Source organism: Microcoleus sp. BROC3 (assembly GCF_036702515.1).
Classification (GTDB): Bacteria; Cyanobacteriota; Cyanobacteriia; order Cyanobacteriales; family Microcoleaceae; genus Microcoleus.
Genome location: NZ_JAUBTQ010000036.1, coordinates 23,564 through 41,623, shown reverse-complemented (window position 1 = coordinate 41,623; position 18,060 = coordinate 23,564). Strand labels below are relative to the sequence as shown.

Sequence of the window (18,060 nt, the reverse complement as noted above, 5' to 3'; positions counted from 1 at the left end):
CCTCTACATAACTGTACGACTCATATTAAACATTTCAATGTAATTCTGAATCATTGAACGAATCTCTTGGCCGCTGAAATACATTTTATCATATTCCACACTTAGGTTTACATTTCCTGATGATGGCTCCATTGACACGGCATAATTTAAAGGAAAGTTGAACTTGTCATGGAATTTTCTAGCCTTCACCTTCAAGCCAGTGTCAGCCTTGATATTTTTGGCATTATGGAAATTCACGAAATTAAACGTAGCGAAAAATAACTCGGGTTTTTGTTGACCTGCCAAAATTTCCAGAAGTGGATACCTAACATAGGACTCGATATCAATTAGAGATTGCTGGACATTTTTAATTTGTACGCCTTTATCTTCTTGAGTTGGTTGACAAAACGGAACAATATTCCAGAACAAGCCCAAAGCTCCAAACGGGTCAGATAATCTTTCTGTCCTACCATTTGAGACAACTCCTACACAAACCCTGTTTGATTTCATCACAGTACCAATGAGGTCAAGGTAGGTACTCAAGAAAAGTGCTTTTGGTGAAACTCTCAATTTTCGACACAACTCACGTAAATCAGCAATGATTTCCTCTTCAAACTTGTATTTTTCAGTAACAGCTTCCACTTGCTCCACTGAAGTGGTTAATGGTTTCAAGGGTTTATATGTATGGTCTTTCAGGTGAAGCTTCCAGAAATCCGCTGCATCTTGTGAGCTAAGAATCTCTTTCTCCAAAGCGACAAATTCTTTGTATACGTTGGCAGCCGGGACTACTGTTATTTCTTCTCCTTTCTTGAGAGTTGAATAGATTTCGTACAGTTCGTTGAGAAATTTTAGATTGCCCCAACCATCAGTAATTGCATGATGAATTGACATTAAGAATTCAAATTTATTCTCGGCTTTCTGAAAAATCCTGAAACGAAAAAGTGGTTCATTGGGATTTTCAATGTCAAACAAGTTATGCCTGTCTTGCTTCATCACTGCATCAATATAATTTGACTGCTCTTCCGATTTGATGTGGCTGATGTCTTGTTCATTGATGAAAAATCTCAGTTTCTTTTTGACCACCTGAACCGTTGGTTTACCGTTAGAAGTGATAAATACGGTTCTCAAAGCCGAATGTTTTTGCACGAGAATTAAGAGAGCCTTCTTAAAAGCATTCAAATCGAGGCTTTCATCGTATATATCGTAGGAAAGCTGACAATGGTAAACCCCCATTTTTTGAGGGTCATTCACGTAATGATGCAGCATAAATTCTTGCATTTTGGCAATCGGATATGCCGATTCTGTATCGTCAGGAAGTAACTCAGAGATTCCTGGAGAAAGTTCTAATAAATGTAGGGGAAGAGGAACGTTATTGTCCTGACGCCGGTCATTGTTTATTGGTTGATGAACTTCGCGATGAATCGTCTGATTTTCAAATACATCAAGTGTATAGTTCCTTGCATCAGCAGATAAACAATGAGCGATTAACGTTCGCAACCTTGCTGCAAAATCTCGGGCTAGACTTTCTATTGTCCCCGAGGAGTGAAAGTTTTCGCTGTACGTCCATTCCAGTTGTAACTGGTTCTCTACTACGAGTCCGTTAATCTCTAGCAGATGACTGCGGTGTCCTAGCTGGCTGTGTTCAGAACCAACTGATTCCGGGGCTAATTTAATGAAAGAATCGGATTGCATTCCCCAATTGAATTGCCCCAGGTAGTTGAAACTTACTTCAGCTTGTGGTAATGAAGAGAGTTGAGACGTAATTTCAGCATCCCCGCTCAAATAGCGCAGCAAACCGCAGCCGATGCCTCGGTTGGGTACGGCACGAAGTTGTTCTTTGATAGACTCGATCGCATCTGGTAAATTTTCTGTTGCTTTTAGTTCTAAAAGCACTGGGAAGATAGTGGTAAACCAACCGACTGTGCGGGATAAGTCTACATCGGGTAAGATTTCTTCTCGTCCGTGACCTTCTAAGTCAATTATTACTGATTCTGACCCGCTCCAAGTCGCTAAGACCTGCACTAAAGCTGTTAGCAATATGTCGTTGATTTGGGTACGGTAGGCTTTATGAATTTCTTGAAGTAGGGCGCGAGTTTCGTCAGAGGTAAGGGATACTTTTACACTACGGGCTGAGGCTTTTGTGTTAGCTCCCCCCCTAGAGTCTACTGGAAGATGAGTGATTTTTGAGGTGGAAATGTTTGACCAATACGTTAATTCTTTTTTAGCGGCTGGCGAGAAGGCGTATTCGGTGAGTTTTTCTGCCCAGTGTTTGAAAGAGGTGGTTTTTGGAGGAAGTTGAATGGCTTTACCTGATTCGAGTTGTTGGTAAGCTGTTTGTAAATCTTCAAGTAAAATTCGCCAGGAAACTCCATCGACAGCTAAGTGGTGGATGACTAGCAACAAGCGAGAAGGTTTTTGAGTTCCTAGATGGAAAAGTGCAACTCGCAGGAGTGGGCCAGAGTTGAGGTTTAAGGTGGCTTGCAGTTGGGAAGATGTAGATTCAATTGTTTGGGAGAGTGCTTCTTCTTGTAATGTGGATAAATCTATGAGGGAAAAAGGTACAGTCTCATCGGGTAGGGCGTTAAATTGCTGCCAACAAGCTTCTGATTGATTAAAGCGCAAGCGTAGGGCGTCGTGATGGACTATTAATTGTTGCAAAGCTTGCTGTAGCAGGTCGGGGTTGAGAGTTGGTGGAACTTCTAGTAGAAAGGCTTGGTTGAAGTGGTGAGGATTGGGGAGATTTTGTGCTTTGAACCAGTGCTGGATGGGTGTGAGTGGTAATGGCCCTGCTACTAAACCTTGTTCGGCTTTGCTAGTTTCTGTTGTTGTTGCAACGGCGGCTAAGTCGGCAATTGTTTGATGTTGGAAGATTTGTTTGACAGTAAGGTGAAGACCTGCACTATTCGCTTTAGAAATAATCTGAATGCTGAGAATAGAATCTCCGCCTACTTCAAAGAAGTTGTCGTGGATGCTAATAAACTCTCGATGGAAAACCTCGCGCCAGATTTGGGCTAGTGTTTCTTCAGATATTGTGCGAGGTGCTACCCGATCTACTTGTAATTCCTGACGTGCTGTATCGGGTGTTGGTAGTGCTTTTCGGTCTACTTTGCCGTTGGGGGTTAGTGGCAGGGCATCCAAGTGAACGAACGCTCCTGGTATCATGTAATCGGGTAGTTTCTCTTTGAGAAAAACGCGCAGGTCGCTGCTAGCGATCACCGAGTCGTGGTTAGGGACAATGTAAGCTACCAGATATTTGCGGTCTGGAACATCTTCTCGCGCCATAACCACAGTTTCTCGCACGCCAGGGTACTGCGCGATCGCTGCCTCAATTTCGCCTAATTCGATGCGGAAGCCGCGAATCTTGACCTGGTTGTCAAGGCGACCTAGAAACTCAATGTTGCCGTCCGGGAGGTAACGAGCCTTATCGCCAGTTTTATACAGGCGTGACCCAGGTTCATTGCTATATGGGTTGGGAATGAATTTGTCTAGAGTTAACTCTGGCTGGTTAAGGTATCCACGGGCAACACCAGCACCGCCAATATGCACTTCTCCTGGAACACCGATAGGTACTGATTGGAGATGGCGGTCTAAAATATAGATTGACGTGTTGGCTATGGGACGACCAATTGGTACTATTTGTTGATTCAGCCCACGTTTGCAAGTCCAATATGCGGCATCAATGCAAGTTTCTGTAGGACCATAAAGATTATGCAATTCTGCATTGAGATGGGCTTTGAAGCGTTCTTGCAATTCGACAGTTAAAGGTTCTCCACCACAAAATACATTTTTCAGAGATTGGCGGATGCCAATTTGATCATTTTCCAAAAGCATTCGCAACAAGGTAGGCACAAGTTGTAAAGTCGTAATTTTTTGCTCGACTATTGTTTGAATCAGATAATCGCTGTCTCGATGTCCTCCCGGTCGAGTCATGACCAATTGCGCTCCAACTAACAAGGGTGCGTAAAATTCCCAAACTGAAGCATCAAAGCTAAAGGGAGTTTTTTGCAGCACTTTATCTGTTTCGCTTAAAGGGAAGTCTGTTTGCATCCAGAGCATATGATTACAAATTGCTCGGTGCGGTATCATCACTCCTTTTGGTTTGCCTGTAGAGCCAGATGTATAAATTACATAAGCCAAGTTATTAGCAGTGGCACCACTAACAGGAGCGACTGTACTCTCAGCGCCAATTGACTGCCAGTCTGAGTCTAAACAAATCACTTGTGCCCAGTGAGACGGTAATTCCTCAACTAACCGCTCTTGGGTTAATAACACCGAGGGTTGAGCATCTTCTATCATCAACGACAGGCGCTCGAAGGGATACGCTGGGTCAAGCGGCACGTAAGCCCCACCCGCTTTGAGGATGCCAAGCAATCCCACCATCATCTCTAGGGAGCGCTCTACACAAATCCCCACTAAAACTTCTGGTTCCACACCGAGAGTTTTCAAGTAATGTGCTATTCTGTTCGCCCGTTGGTTAAGCTCTCGGTAGGTCAATTGTTCCTCTTCAAAGACTACCGCAATAGCATCGGGCGATCGCTCCACCTGTTCCTCAAACAACTGATGGATACACTTATCTTGAAGGTACTCTTGTTTGGTGTTGTTCCACTCTACTAATAACTGATGACTCTCTGCTGGTGTGAGCAGCGGTAAATCCTTCAATTTCTGCGACTCAGTAGCGACCATTCCCTCTAACAAAGTCAGTAAATGACCCCCCATCCTGGCAATCGTGTCCGCATCGAAGCGCTCATAATCGTAGCTAATTTGTATCGACAATTCCCGCTCGATCGTCACTGCCAATGTCAAGGGATAATTTGTGCGTTCAATGGCTTGCAGATTATCAATTTGTAAGCCGTCAGGAGGCGACAATAAAGAATCACCTAGCGGGTAGTTCTCAAACACTACAATACTTTCAAACAAAGAGCTTCCCCCAGGTACTTCACTTGTGCGCTGAATCTCAGAGAGTGCACTGTATGAATACTGGTCCCGCTCCACCTGCTGCTGTTGCAACTGCATCAGCCAAGGCAACAGTTCGCTTTCACTCTCCACTTGCACCCGTACTGGTAAGGTATTAATGAACAGCCCCACCATAGATTCCACACCGGATAAAGCGGGAGGACGACCGCTGACTGTTACCCCAAATACCACGTCTTGTTCACCACTGTATCGCGACAGTAGCAGCGCCCACGCTCCCTGTACAAAAGTGGAAACAGTTATACGATGTTTCTGTGCTAATGATTTGAGGGTAGCGGTTGTTGTTGCCGATAACTGTAGGTGATGCTCAAGGTATGTCTTTTTTTGTTGGGAATTAGGCGCAATAGTTCGGTCTACTACTAGGGGAGTGGGGGCAGTAAAACCAGAAAGGGCATCTTGCCAATAAGCGATTGCAATACTCTTATCTTGCTGCTGCAACCAAGCAATATAGTCAGAGTAAGGACGGGTAGCAGATAAATGTAAATCAAATCCTTTTTTGCTGGCTTCGTAAAATGCCAAAACTTCTTTAAAGATAATGGGTGTACACCAGCCATCCATCAGCAGGTGATGAAAACTCCAAACAAATTTGTAAGTCTCAGACGTTAGCTTAATTAAGGCACATCGCATCAGCGGTGCTTTGTCAAATTCAAAGCTTTTATTTGTATCGGCTTGCAAGAAGACTTCTAGCTGATGTTCCTGTTCGATGGGAGATAGCTCACGCCAGTCTAAGTTAGTCCAAGGCAAATTTACCGATTTACGCACCACTTGAAGTGGCTTTTTGCGGTTCTTCCAAACAACAGAGGTACGCAAAACCGGATGCCGCTCTACCACTTGACGCCAAGCCAGCTCAAAAGCTGAAATATCTAGATTCCCGTGTACAGTAAAGCTAAACTGCTCGAAGTAAACCCCGGATTCTGGTTCGTAAAGGCTATGGAAGAGCATCCCCTCTTGCATTGGAGAAAGGGGGTAGATGGATTCAATATTTTTGCTTTTGTTTGGTTGGTCAGCGAATACCATTGCTTTAATTTCAAGAAACTTTGCTGTGGTGGATTAATTAACTCAATCGATTTCACTGAGCAGCTCATCAAGCTCTTGTTGACCCAAGTCAGCCAACGGAAAATCTGTTGGCGTATATCCTCCTGAATCAGGAGACTGACAGTGGGCAATCAGCGCTTTCAGCGCCGAGTTATACTCGGTAGCCAGACGTTCGATAGTTGAGCGTCGATGAATGTTCTCGCTGTAAATCCAAATCATTTGCAGCTTGCCTTCGACCACTTGCCCGATCGCATCTAGTAGATGGCTACGATGAGCTAAAGGACTATAAACCCGTCCTGGGTTTTCTTGTGCAAACCCAAGGGATATAGGTTCTGCCCGAACTTGGTCGAATTGTCCCAGGTAGTTGAAACATAAGGAAGGTGTGGTGAGTCCACACAGTTGCTTGCCAATATCTGCATTTTGATTCAGATATCGCAGGATACCATAACCAATACCCCGATTAGGAATACGCCGCAGTTGCTCTTTAATCGACTTGAGGGCAACTCCAGGGGAGTCGGCTTCCCCAAGTTGCAATAAAACAGGGAATATAGTGGTAAACCACCCGACAGTACGCGATAGGTCTACATCATCAAACAGTTCTTCCCGTCCGTGACCTTCTAGTGCAATCAACAGATTATCAGAACCTGTCCACCGTGCAAAAGTCTGTACCAATGCAGTCAGCAGCACATCATTAATTTGAGTATTATAAACTGACGGCACTTCCTGCAACAAAGTCCGAGTTTCTTCTGCACTAAGAAAAACTGATATTTCGGCAGTGCTGCCTTCTGTATTGGCTTCAATTCCGTCGGGAAAGTCTACGGGAAGAGGGGTAGTATCGGTTGAAGACTGAGCTTGCCAGTAGTCAAGCTCTAGCTCTAGGACAGGCTCTAGCCCATAATCTCGCTGTTTGATAGCCCAATCTTTGAAGGAAGTGGTTTTGGGCGGCAGTTGAATGGCTTCTTGCCGCGACAATTGTTTGTAAGCCGTAGCGATATCTTCTAACAAAATTCGCCACGAAACTCCGTCCACCACTAGGTGATGAATAATTAATAGCAACCGACTGGGGCGATCGCTACCCAAATTAAAAAGTACCACACGTAGCAGTGATCCAGATGCGAGGTTCAACGTCGTTTGCAATTCCGCTGCTCTTTGCTCTACAGCAGCTTTGTGTTCTTCCACCTCAAGCGTTGACAAATCCATAACCTGAAAAGGGGCTGGCTCGCAGATGTCAGTATTCCTCTGCTGCCATCCCGATTCATCTAGCACAAACCGCATCCGCAAGACATCGTGATGTACCATTAACTCTTTGAGAGCAATCGACAATAACTCTGGTTTTAAGTCTGGTGGCACTACAAGCAGCATTGATTGGTTGAAGTGGTGAGGTTCGCTCCAATTTTGGTCGAAGAACCAATGCTGAATTGGGGTGAGAGGAACAACTCCGGTAACTAAACCTTGTTCAACTTTTATGGATGAAGTCGTACTTGCTACCGCCGCTAAAGAGGCAATAGTTTGGTTTTGAAAGAGTTGTTTGGTGGTGATTTGTAGACCCGCTTGATTGGCACGGGCGATGATTTGAAGGCTAATAATGGAATCGCCACCTAATTCAAAGAAGTTGTCGTGAACGCCGACAATTTCTAGTCCTAAGACATCCTTCCAAACGCCTGCTAGAATCTCTTCATTTGAAGTACGAGGGAAAACCAAGCTATCTGAATCATTGCTCAAAGAAGGTGCTGGCAGGGCGCGGCGGTCTACCTTCCCATTAGGGGTAAGCGGCAGCGCATCTAAAATTACAAAAATTCCCGGCACCATGTAGTCGGGTAGCTTCTGTTTGAGGAAGTCCCGCAATTGATTCTTGATTTCAGATTGTGAGCGAGCGACCACATAAGCGACTAAGCGCTTGTTACCCCGATTATCTTCAGCATCGATAACTACAGCTTCTCTCACCTCTGGGTGTGCGGTGAGTACGGTTTCGATTTCCCCTAATTCGATGCGGAAGCCGCGAATCTTCACCTGATTGTCAAGGCGTCCCTTGAACTCAATGTTGCCGTCCGGTAAGTAGCGTGTCTTGTCGCCAGTTTTGTAGAGGCGTAACCCCGGCTCATTGCTAAACGGGTTGGGAATGAATTTAGACTCGGTTAAATCCGGACGGTTTAGGTAGCCTCGGGCGACGCCAGCACCACCGATGTACAGTTCACCCAACACGCCAATAGGGACAGGTTGGAAAAATGGATCTAGGATATAAAGTTGGGTATTTGCGATCGGGCGACCAATTGGAATCCCACCAGATAGCTGAGTTTGAGCGTCAACCTCATAAACACAGCATCCAACAACGGTTTCAGTTGGTCCGTACTCGTTTATTAGTTTGGTTGAAGGTGCTGATTCTCGCCAAAATGAAACGCTCTTTCCTGATAAGGCTTCGCCGCCAATAATAAATGCTTTTGTTTGATTGTCGGCTGACCAATTAGGTATTAAGAAGCTGAGTAAATCTAAATGAGCTGGGGTAATTTTGACAAGGCTGAACTGACTTTGAGAACACAAAATAGCGCCCAAAGCTTCTATTTCTTGCTTTTCTGGGAGGAGGACTACTTTTTTTCCTACTAATAAGGGAGAGAATAAGCTGGTAATAGTTGCATCAAAGCCAATCGAAGAGTGGACAGGAGATCCAGATCCATCTGCTACTGCATACGCTTCTGTACACCAGGTCAGATAATTGACGAGTCCTTGGTGGATGATGAGTGTCCCCTTCGGCTGACCAGTAGACCCAGAGGTGTAGATGATATAAGCCAAGTTCTCGGGCCCAACGGAGCTGACCGGATTTTCCTCACCAGAGTGAGAAATTATTCCCCAGTCTGTATCTAAACAGACTACACGCGCTTTATTCTCAGGTAGCCTTAGCATCAACTTTGATTGAGTCAACATTACTGGCACAGAGGAATCTGACAGCATGAAGGACAAGCGCTCTTGGGGGAGTTGCGGGTCTAAGGGTACATAAGCCCCACCTGCCTTGAGGATGCCAAGCAATCCCACCATCATCTCTAGGGAGCGCTCTACACAAATCCCCACTAAAACTTCTGGTTCCACACCGAGAGTTTTCAAGTAATGTGCTATTCTGTTCGCCCGTTGGTTAAGCTCTCGGTAGGTCAATTGTTCCTCTTCAAAGACTACCGCAATAGCATCGGGCGATCGCTCCACCTGTTCCTCAAATAACTGGTGGATACACTTATCAGAGGGATAATCTTTTGTGGTGTTGTTCCATTCCACTAGCAACTGGTATCGCTCTGCTTCAGAGAGCAGGGGCAAAGAGGAAATTTTCTGTTGAGGATTAGTTACGATTCCCTCCAGTAACGTCTGGAAATGTCGGGCCATGCGAGCGATCGTGGCAGCATCAAACAAGTCAGTATTGTATTCCCATGTCCCGATTAGTCCAGAGGGAGTGTTCTCTAAAGATAAAGTTAAATCAAACTTCGCCGTGGTTGTTTCTAAGCCTAATGGACTTACGGTTAGGCCATCCATCTGTGTCTGGGGCATCGGCACATCAAGCACCAACATCACCTGCACCAGTGGTGTGTAGCTTAAGTCACGTTCTAGCTTTAATTCCTCTACTAGCTTCTCAAACGGTAGGTCTTGATGGGCATAAGCCAAAAGCGTTACGTCCCGGACTCTAGAGAGTAAATCCTCAAAACTCGGATTGCCGGACAAACAAGTGCGTAGCACTAAGGTATTGACAAAAAATCCAATCAATGAATCAATTTCGGAGCGTGAGCGGTTAGCGTGCGGCGTGCCTACGCAGATATCCGTCTGTCCTGTATAACGGTAAAGTAATGTTTGAAATGCTGCCAACAGCGTCATGAACAGGGTGACACCTTCGCGCTGACTTAAACTCACTAGCGCTCTTGATAGCTCTTTTGAGAGTGCAAATCTTTGATGCGCTCCCCGGAAGCTTTGAATTGAAGGTCGCACTCGATCCGTTGGCAGTTCCAATAAAGCTGGCGCACCCTCAAGTTGTTGGTTGCAATAAGCTAGTTGAGACGAAAGTACCTCTTTGGTTAACCACTGCCGCTGCCAAACCGCAAAGTCTTTGTACTGAATCGATAGCTCTGGTAGCTCTGGGGATAAATCATTGCAGAAGGCTGAGTAAATAGTTGCCAACTCTCGTAAAATTATGCCCCATGACCAACCATCGAATACAATGTGGTGTATTGTTAGCAGCAATACGTGTTCTATCTCTGTGAGTTTAAGCAAAGTAACTCGGATTAAAGGAACACTTGCGAGGTCAAAGGGTCGCTGAGCTTCTGCCGTTGCGAATCGTTGGACAGAGATTTCTCTTTCACTCTCAGGTAGATATTGGAAATCTACTAATGGCACGCTCAAGGTCAAGCTTTCAGCAATTACCTGAACGGGCTGTCCATCAACTGTTGCGAAGTAGGTACGTAAAGCTTCGTGATGTTGGATAATCCTGTTGAGGCTTTTCTCTAACGCGGCGACGTTCAGGAAACCATGAAGCCTTAGAGCTTGTAGTTCGTTGTAGAAGGGGTTAGTTGGCTCTAACTGGCTCAAGAACCATAGTCGTTCCTGGGCAAAAGATAGAGGCAAGTTCTCAGTTCGTGAAACTCTTACAAGGGGGAAGTCAGTATTATTTAAGGTGGATGAAAGAGTAGAGAAGGGCCTAGCCTTGACAGCCTTGGGAGAGTCTGTCAAATTTTTTGAGGTTTCCTGTACTCGCTTCCCATCCTGTGGCAAGTCGGAGGGTGGTTCGGGCAAAAAACCTCCCGATCGCATTTCTTCTATACTCTCTTTAACAGCCAATATTATCCTCTCAATATCTTCGTCGGTATGCGCCGTGGAGAGGAAACAGCTACGCCCTTCCCAGATGTAAATACCCTTGGACAGCAGGTGATAAAACAGTAAATCTAAATTTCCTGAAAAGGCAAAGCGAAACTGCGAACCAAAATGGACAATTCGGATAGGTACATCCTCTTGTTCAAAGTAAGCGTTCAGTGTTTGGGCTAACTGGGACGTGCGTTGATTTAAGTGCTGTTGAAGTGCAGGGCCTTGCTTTTTGAGATGCTTAAATACAGCACGTCCCGCAGCCATCCCTAGATGGTTCTTGTTAAAGGTTCCTGCGAAAAATGTCTTTTCCGCCTGAGGATACGAGGCATCTCCATAGTTCCACAAACCGCCGTCAATTCCATCGATATAGTTTGCCTTACCAGCTACAACCCCAATCGGCATCCCACCACCGACAATCTTGCCATAGGTGACAATATCCGCTTCAATACCAAACCACGCTTGTGCCCCAGCAGGGTGAACGCGGAAACCCGTGATAATCTCATCAAAAATCAGCGCCGTTCCTGTTGCTTGTGTTAATTGCCTCAACTGCTGTAAAAACTCTTTGGGTTGTAAATCAAGTCGGCGACTTTGCACAGGCTCAACCAGCACGGCAGCCAATTCGTGAGCATGGGCTTGCAAAATATTAATAGATTCGGGATTTCCATAATCCAGCACTAGAACATCTTTAACTGCGTGCGGAGATATTCCTGAAGCACTCGGCACGGCACTGAGCTCACCGTCCGCCCTTGTGGCTAAAATTCCGTCGAAATGACCATGATAAGAACTGGCAAATAGAGCAATCTTGGTACGACCTGTCGCCGTGCGTGCCAGACGCAGTGCCGTCATAACCGCTTCTGTACCTGTACTGCAAAAGGTTACCCGTTCCATGCCCGTCAGTTCACAGATTAACTGAGCCACCTCTTCCACCAGATTCGACTGCGGACCGATTTGTATGCCAAGCTTTATCTGCTCTTCTAGGGCTTCAGTAATAAACGGTGCAGCATGACCGAAAAGCAGTACCCCAAATCCCATCGTAATGTCCACATACTCGTTACCGTCCACATCCCAAAATCTTGAGCCTTGCGCTCGCTCTCCTACGATGGGATAGAGCATCTCCTTGGTGGAAAGGCGAAACCCTGCCACAGCTCTGCTGTCGCCCATAATTGGGCGACAAGCTTGCGCTTGTTGCTTTGATTTTTGCGTCCGCTTGGTATAACGGTCGATGAGGGCTTCCAAGTGACGCATCTGCTGTGGGGAAAGTCCGCTTGTTTGAAGCTGTTCATCTGCCCGAGGTGTATGCGCTTTGGAAACAGTTTGTTCTGGAGCAATTTCGGCTGTAGAAAATGTTTCTGAAAACTGGTGTTGTTTTGGTGTCTGGGGAGCCTGAAATGTAGGCGCTGTTGTTTGGGTAGTGACAAAAGATTGCCCGTTAGGCGATGAAAACACTTGCTGCGGGGGCATCGTGTTGCCGCGCAAAATTTCCAACTGCTGAGACATAACTTGGAGCTGCTGTGCCATGATTCGTTCCAGCAGAGTTTCAGACCGTCGTACTCCGTCTTTTGCCACTTCCGTTTCCAGTCTTGCAGACATCGTTGGTTCGGCAAACGCCGATCGATCTAGCTGTTGCGGTTGCACAGCAGGCTTTGGTTCGGTTAGTGGGGAATCTGCCCCGTCAAATTCTGGGGATAGATTCTGGTCTATGTAGGTGGCTATGGCATCAAGGGTTGACAGCTCTTCAAACAACTGGCGAATGGTAATTTTTATTCCATAGGTGTTTTCAATATTTCGCACGCTCTCCATTAAAAGGATTGAATCTGCTCCCATTTCTAGCCAAGGAACATGAGCCTTTACTTCGGACGGAGAGACTAGAAATACTTTGGCGATAATAGAACGCAATTGGGAAAGGATTTTAGTCCGCCGCATCGTTTGGAGAGTTATATTATTTTGGAGTTCGGAGATTTTACCGGATTTTTTTGTATCTCTAGGAGAGTTTTCTTTTTCAATCCAATACCGCTGCCGCTGAAACGGATATGTCGGCAGTGTCACCTTTCGGCGCCCATAGTCTCGATCAAAGCCTGACCAATCCACTTGCACGCCTTCCACATAAAGCTGAGCTAAGCTTTGGAGTATTTGCTGCCAATCTTCCTGTCCTGGACGCAAACTAGGCAGCCATCGACCTACTCCTTCAGGTAAGCACTTACGTCCCATTCCGAGCAAAATCGGCTTTGGTCCACATTCCACAAAAACTTCATAACCCGCACGATACAGCGCCTCCATGCCTGCTGCAAACTGCACTGGTTGACGGACGTGCCGACACCAATATTCAGGAGTAGCCACCTGTGCCGACGCTAGTTCCCCTGTGACATTAGAAATTAAATTGATTTGCGGAAGAGAATAATTTACCTCACTGGCTACTCGGGCAAACTCCTCCAGCATTGGCTCGATTAAGGGGGAATGAAACGCATGGGACACCTGCAAAGGTGTAGTATTGATTCCCATTGCTTCAAGCTGTGCAACTACCAAGCGGATTGTCGAGCGCTTTCCAGATATGACCACACTGTCAGGACCGTTAAGAGCGGCGATCGCCACTTCTTGTAAATAGGGTTGAATGACTGGGGCTACCTGAAGTTCGGAGGCGTTGGCGGCGACCATTTCCCCATCAGAGGGCAAAGCCTGCATCAGTCGTCCCCGTGCAGCCATCAACTTCAGACCATCTTCTAAACTGAAGACACCTGCAACAGTTGCAGCGACATATTCCCCAACGCTGTGACCCATAACCGCTGTCGGTTTAATGCCCCAGGACTGCCATAATTCTGCCAAGGCATACTCTAGAGCAAATAAGGCGGGTTGGGTGTAGGCTGTTTCATTTATGGGTGAGGTTTTTCCGGGTTCTGGATAGAGAACCGAGAGCAAAGGTTCGTCCAGATAGGGACGCACAATAGAGTCGCAGCGGTCAAGGGTTTGACGGAAGGTAGGCGAAAGTTCATACAGTTGGCGTCCCATACCGATGTACTGCGACCCTTGACCAGTGAAGAGAAATGCTATTAGAGGAGATTTAGTGCTGTTAACTCGTCCGCTGACCAGTTTGAAAGTCTCTTTACTTGTAGCGAAAGCTGTCAATTCATCGCGCAATTGTAGGTTAGATTCGGCTACAACAGCAAGGCGGTACTCAAAATGCGATCGCCCTACATTAGCGGTAAAGCAAACATCCGCTAAAGATGACTCTGGATGAGTGGCAAAGAAATCTTCATAACGTTGTGCCAGTTCCAACAGAGCTTTCTCACTTTTTGCCGAGAGGGTCAACAGGTGACGATTTCGTTCAAATCTCGCCTGTACTCTTGCCCGCACTGGAGCTTCCTCCAGCACGACGTGAGCGTTAGTACCGCTGAAGCCAAACGAACTCACCCCAGCTAAACGACGACCCGATTGAGAACGCTTCCATTCGATGCCAACAGTTGGAATCACCGCAGGAATTCCATCGAGAGTCATGTGTGGATTCAATTGTTTAAAATGCAAGTGCGGCGGGATGTACTTGTTTTGCATTGACAAAACCACTTTAATCAACCCAGCAATACCACTTGCTGCTTCCGCGTGACCAATATTTGTCTTCACCGAGCCAATTACTAGGGGATTATCTTCATCCCGCTGTTGCCCGTATACTGCCTCTATGGCCTTCACCTCAATCGGGTCTCCCAGAGATGTCCCAGTGCCGTGGGCTTCCACATAAGACACCTCCTTAGGTGACACCTTCGCCATAGATAATGCCTTTTGGATAACGGCTTCCTGAGAGCGTTCATTAGGTGCAGTCAGACCACTACTGGTGCCGTCCTGATTAATCGCCGTTCCCCGTACCACAGCTAAAATGTTGTCATTATCAGCAAGTGCCTTTTTAAGACGTTTGAGGACAACAACACCACAGCCTTCAGAGCGAACGTACCCATTAGCCTCAGCATCAAAAGTCTTACATTGCCCGTCTGGTGAAAGCATTCCCGCTTGGGAAAACGCGATACTCAACTCGGGTGATAATAAGAGGTTCACGCCTGATGCCACAGCTAGGTCACATTCGCCCCTAAGCAAACTATGACTTGCTAAATGAACAGCCACTAATGATGACGAGCAAGCGGTATCAACAGCAAGCGCAGGTCCGGTGAAGCCAAAAAAGTAGGACAATCGTCCTGCTGCTATTGAAGCTGAGTTTCCCGTGCCCAAATAGGCATTAAAGTCATCTGGGGAGTTGGATTTGACTTGGAGGAGTTCATAGTCGTGAGAAAAGATGCCGACAAAAACTCCTGTTTGACTTCCCGATAAGGATTCAGGGTTGATTCCGGCATTTTCTAATGAGTTCCATGTTTCTTCGAGCAGAATTCGCTGCTGCGGATCGATAAAAGCCGCTTCACGAGGAGAAATTCGGAAAAACGGAGCATCAAATTGGTCTACTTGCTCCAAAAATCCCCCATACTTGCTCGATATTTTCCCCGGTTGTTTTGGGTCAGGAGCGTAATAATGATTGATATCCCAGCGGTATGAAGGAACTTCCACAATGGCATTGATGCCATGACGTAGCACTGACCAATATTGAGCGGGGCTGTTGACACCACCGGGGAATCGGCACGACATGCCAATAATGGCAATTAAATCTTCTGAGTTGTCTATATCTTCCGATAAATCAGAATCATACCCGCCTTCGCTTTTCTGCTCATCTAGGTTAAGCAATGGTGTGCGAACATCCTCGCCTTCAGTACCCTTAAAATAACGAGCGATCGCATCATAAGTCCCATACTGAAAGAAGAAAGTGGGTTCCAGTTCCACTCCCAAGCGCTGGCTCATGAGCGCTCTCAGTTCCAACAGCTCTAGGGAATCTAACCCCATCTCCATCAGAGGTCTAGAGCGAGCAAAAGCAACGCTCCGGCGAGAGCCTAACACCAAACGGATACATTCTTCAATAACGTCATCTAAGGTTTCGTTTTCCTTGAGTCCGATTTTCTGAAGCTTTGGCACGGACTTTATTTTGAAAGCCTTGTCAGAATTGAATTGAAGGCGATTGTGAATGTCATATTCTATTTCAACTCCATTGCCCAGATTATCCACATCTTCTGGGCGGTAGTTAGGAATTATTCCCTTAATTGTGGCTCCAGCCTCAGAGTGGAAGCGCAAAATTGGATCGAGAAGCTGCCCTAGTTCATTGCGCTGATGAATGTATTCTTCTATTGGAATATGGGCGTGTGACACATAGTTTTTGCAACGAGTTACGCCCACCACACGCTCAATGCCACCTTTTAGTGTACACAACTGAAGCATAAATTCCCGGAGTTGGTCGCCTAAACCCATTACCTGCATTTCCGGGAGGATATTCACGGCAAGAAGTTGGACGACAGGCCCTTGGGGGACGTACAGCGACGGCACTTCCCCATAAGTCACGTTTTTCAGGATATCCGCACTGGAAATCCTTTGAGAATACATAACTCCCACTACTTGACCGTCCATTTCCAAGACACAATGCCCGTTTGGAAAGCGCTCGATTCGCTGCCGGATTTCATCAGATCCTGCCCGTAAATGTTCTGGCCAGCACTTGGCTTCCAAGTTAACTAAGGCATCCAAGTCGGATAAATGCGGGTGGCGAATGTTGTAAGGTTTCTTTTCAAAAAAGTTTAGAGTAATGCGGGTGAAAGGAAATATCTTTGGATATCGCGATGTAAACTCGAAGTTCGGAAACAGCCCGACTTCTGCTGCTGCCATTAGAAAAACGTCTGCTTCTACGAGATGCTGGCTTGAAAAGGCTTGAATTGCATCGAAATGCAAATTCTCGCTTTTGTCTAAAAACCTGTTTACCACATCGGGTTCTAGACAATGAACTTCCAAAATAATCAGACCCTGCTTGGTGACCACTTTCGACCATCGTTCCAGGTGTTCTACCAAACTCTGCACCATTATATGGGGAGGAATGAAATCTCCGGAAGGAGCTACATAAACTCCTTGGTATGGTAAGTGAGAGCGAACCTGCACCTGCTCTAAATTCTGAGGAGGAATAAAGGGGCGGTCATGATCCAGAAAGGAGCGAATGTGAAGGATGTTCTCTGAGTCGTGAATGCCATGACTCTTCAAAGAAGCTATCATTTGCTCCGGGTCACCAATATCTCCCTTCAAAACCAAATGGGGAATATCGGCTAGTGTGCGTGCCGTCGCCGTTATTGATGCTTCGTTATAATCTACGCCGATCGCGCACAGGGGATACCGAGCGAGTAATTTACCTCTGGCGGACTTTGACCGGATGGTTTCGTACACTCGCTTTAAAAGTGTTCCATCCCCACATCCCATATCAACAACGTATTTCGGCTGCTCTTCTAGGGGTAATTGATTAAAAATAGATAGGATGATATCCTCTACATCAGCAAAATATTTTTCGTGTTGAAATCCGCTAGCTACCACGTTTAAAGTGCGATCGACGTGGCTTTCGTGACCTAAAGTATCTCTGGAAAACACAGCCTGACAATCGCCAAATAGCACATCACTCATGCGAGATAACATGGGAGTGTAGGAAGCTGTGGTTCCGGTAATTAAAGCCCGCCCTACTATAAATCGACCTACATCGGTGAGACAAAAACGGTCTTCTTGTCTTAACGCCCAACCTTTACTTGTAAACAGTTCGTACAACTCCTCGCGCACAGGGGCACTCAATTGTGAGAACAAGGGTTTATGTTTGTCTTCTACAAGTAGGTTGTGCTTGTGGAGCGCAAGTAAAATAGGGATGACTAAAATCCCATCTAAGAAGTCTTCCCAAATCGGGTCGTCAACATTCCAGCGTTGGATTGAACGAGAAATCCAATTTTTGAGAAGACCCGACGGCTGTTCTCCCATCAAGTAGGACTCAAAAGGCAAGTGGTATAAGTCGAGGATTTCTTCTGGTATTTTTTTGTAAAGCTGAGACTCATCTGTGAGAGAATACTGTCCGACTTCATTTCGTTCAAGCCAATTGAGCGATCGTATCATCCTCAAAGCGACTTGGAGGTGACCGCCGTTTGCTCCCAAGGACTCAACAATTTGCTCTCTTGTCAGCGAACCTTGATGCTGTAAAAGTTCAAATAGTCCCTTTTTTCTACAAGCCAGAATTACAGGAACAGCTACAAACCCGTGTAGGTAACGATTGATTACATCTAACATAATTTTTTCTATTGGTCTTTACGAAACCGACGCAAAGGTTAGCAGCACTTTAATTTGAGTGTCTTCCAGCATGAGGCTCAATCGCTC

General features: G+C 46.1%; 2 protein-coding genes. Both read right to left on the bottom strand.

Annotation, left to right across the window (positions count from 1 at the left end):
- Nucleotides 1-3 precede the first annotated feature (3 nt).
- Nucleotides 4-5,967, bottom strand: coding sequence for an amino acid adenylation domain-containing protein (locus tag QUB30_RS21885; protein WP_333337399.1), 5,964 nt, complete (start codon nt 5,965-5,967; stop codon nt 4-6).
- Nucleotides 5,968-6,009: 42 nt separating this feature from the next.
- Nucleotides 6,010-17,973 (bottom strand): non-ribosomal peptide synthetase/type I polyketide synthase, encoded by an 11,964-nt coding sequence (locus QUB30_RS21880; RefSeq protein WP_333337397.1) that lies wholly within the window; start codon nt 17,971-17,973, stop codon nt 6,010-6,012.
- Nucleotides 17,974-18,060: the final 87 nt, after the last annotated feature.

Coding starts and splice junctions, on each gene's coding strand:
- QUB30_RS21880 (WP_333337397.1), bottom strand. CDS start 17,973: ATGTTAGATGTAATCAATCGTTACCTACACGGGTTTGTAGCTGTTCCT.
- QUB30_RS21885 (WP_333337399.1), bottom strand. CDS start 5,967: ATGGTATTCGCTGACCAACCAAACAAAAGCAAAAATATTGAATCCATC.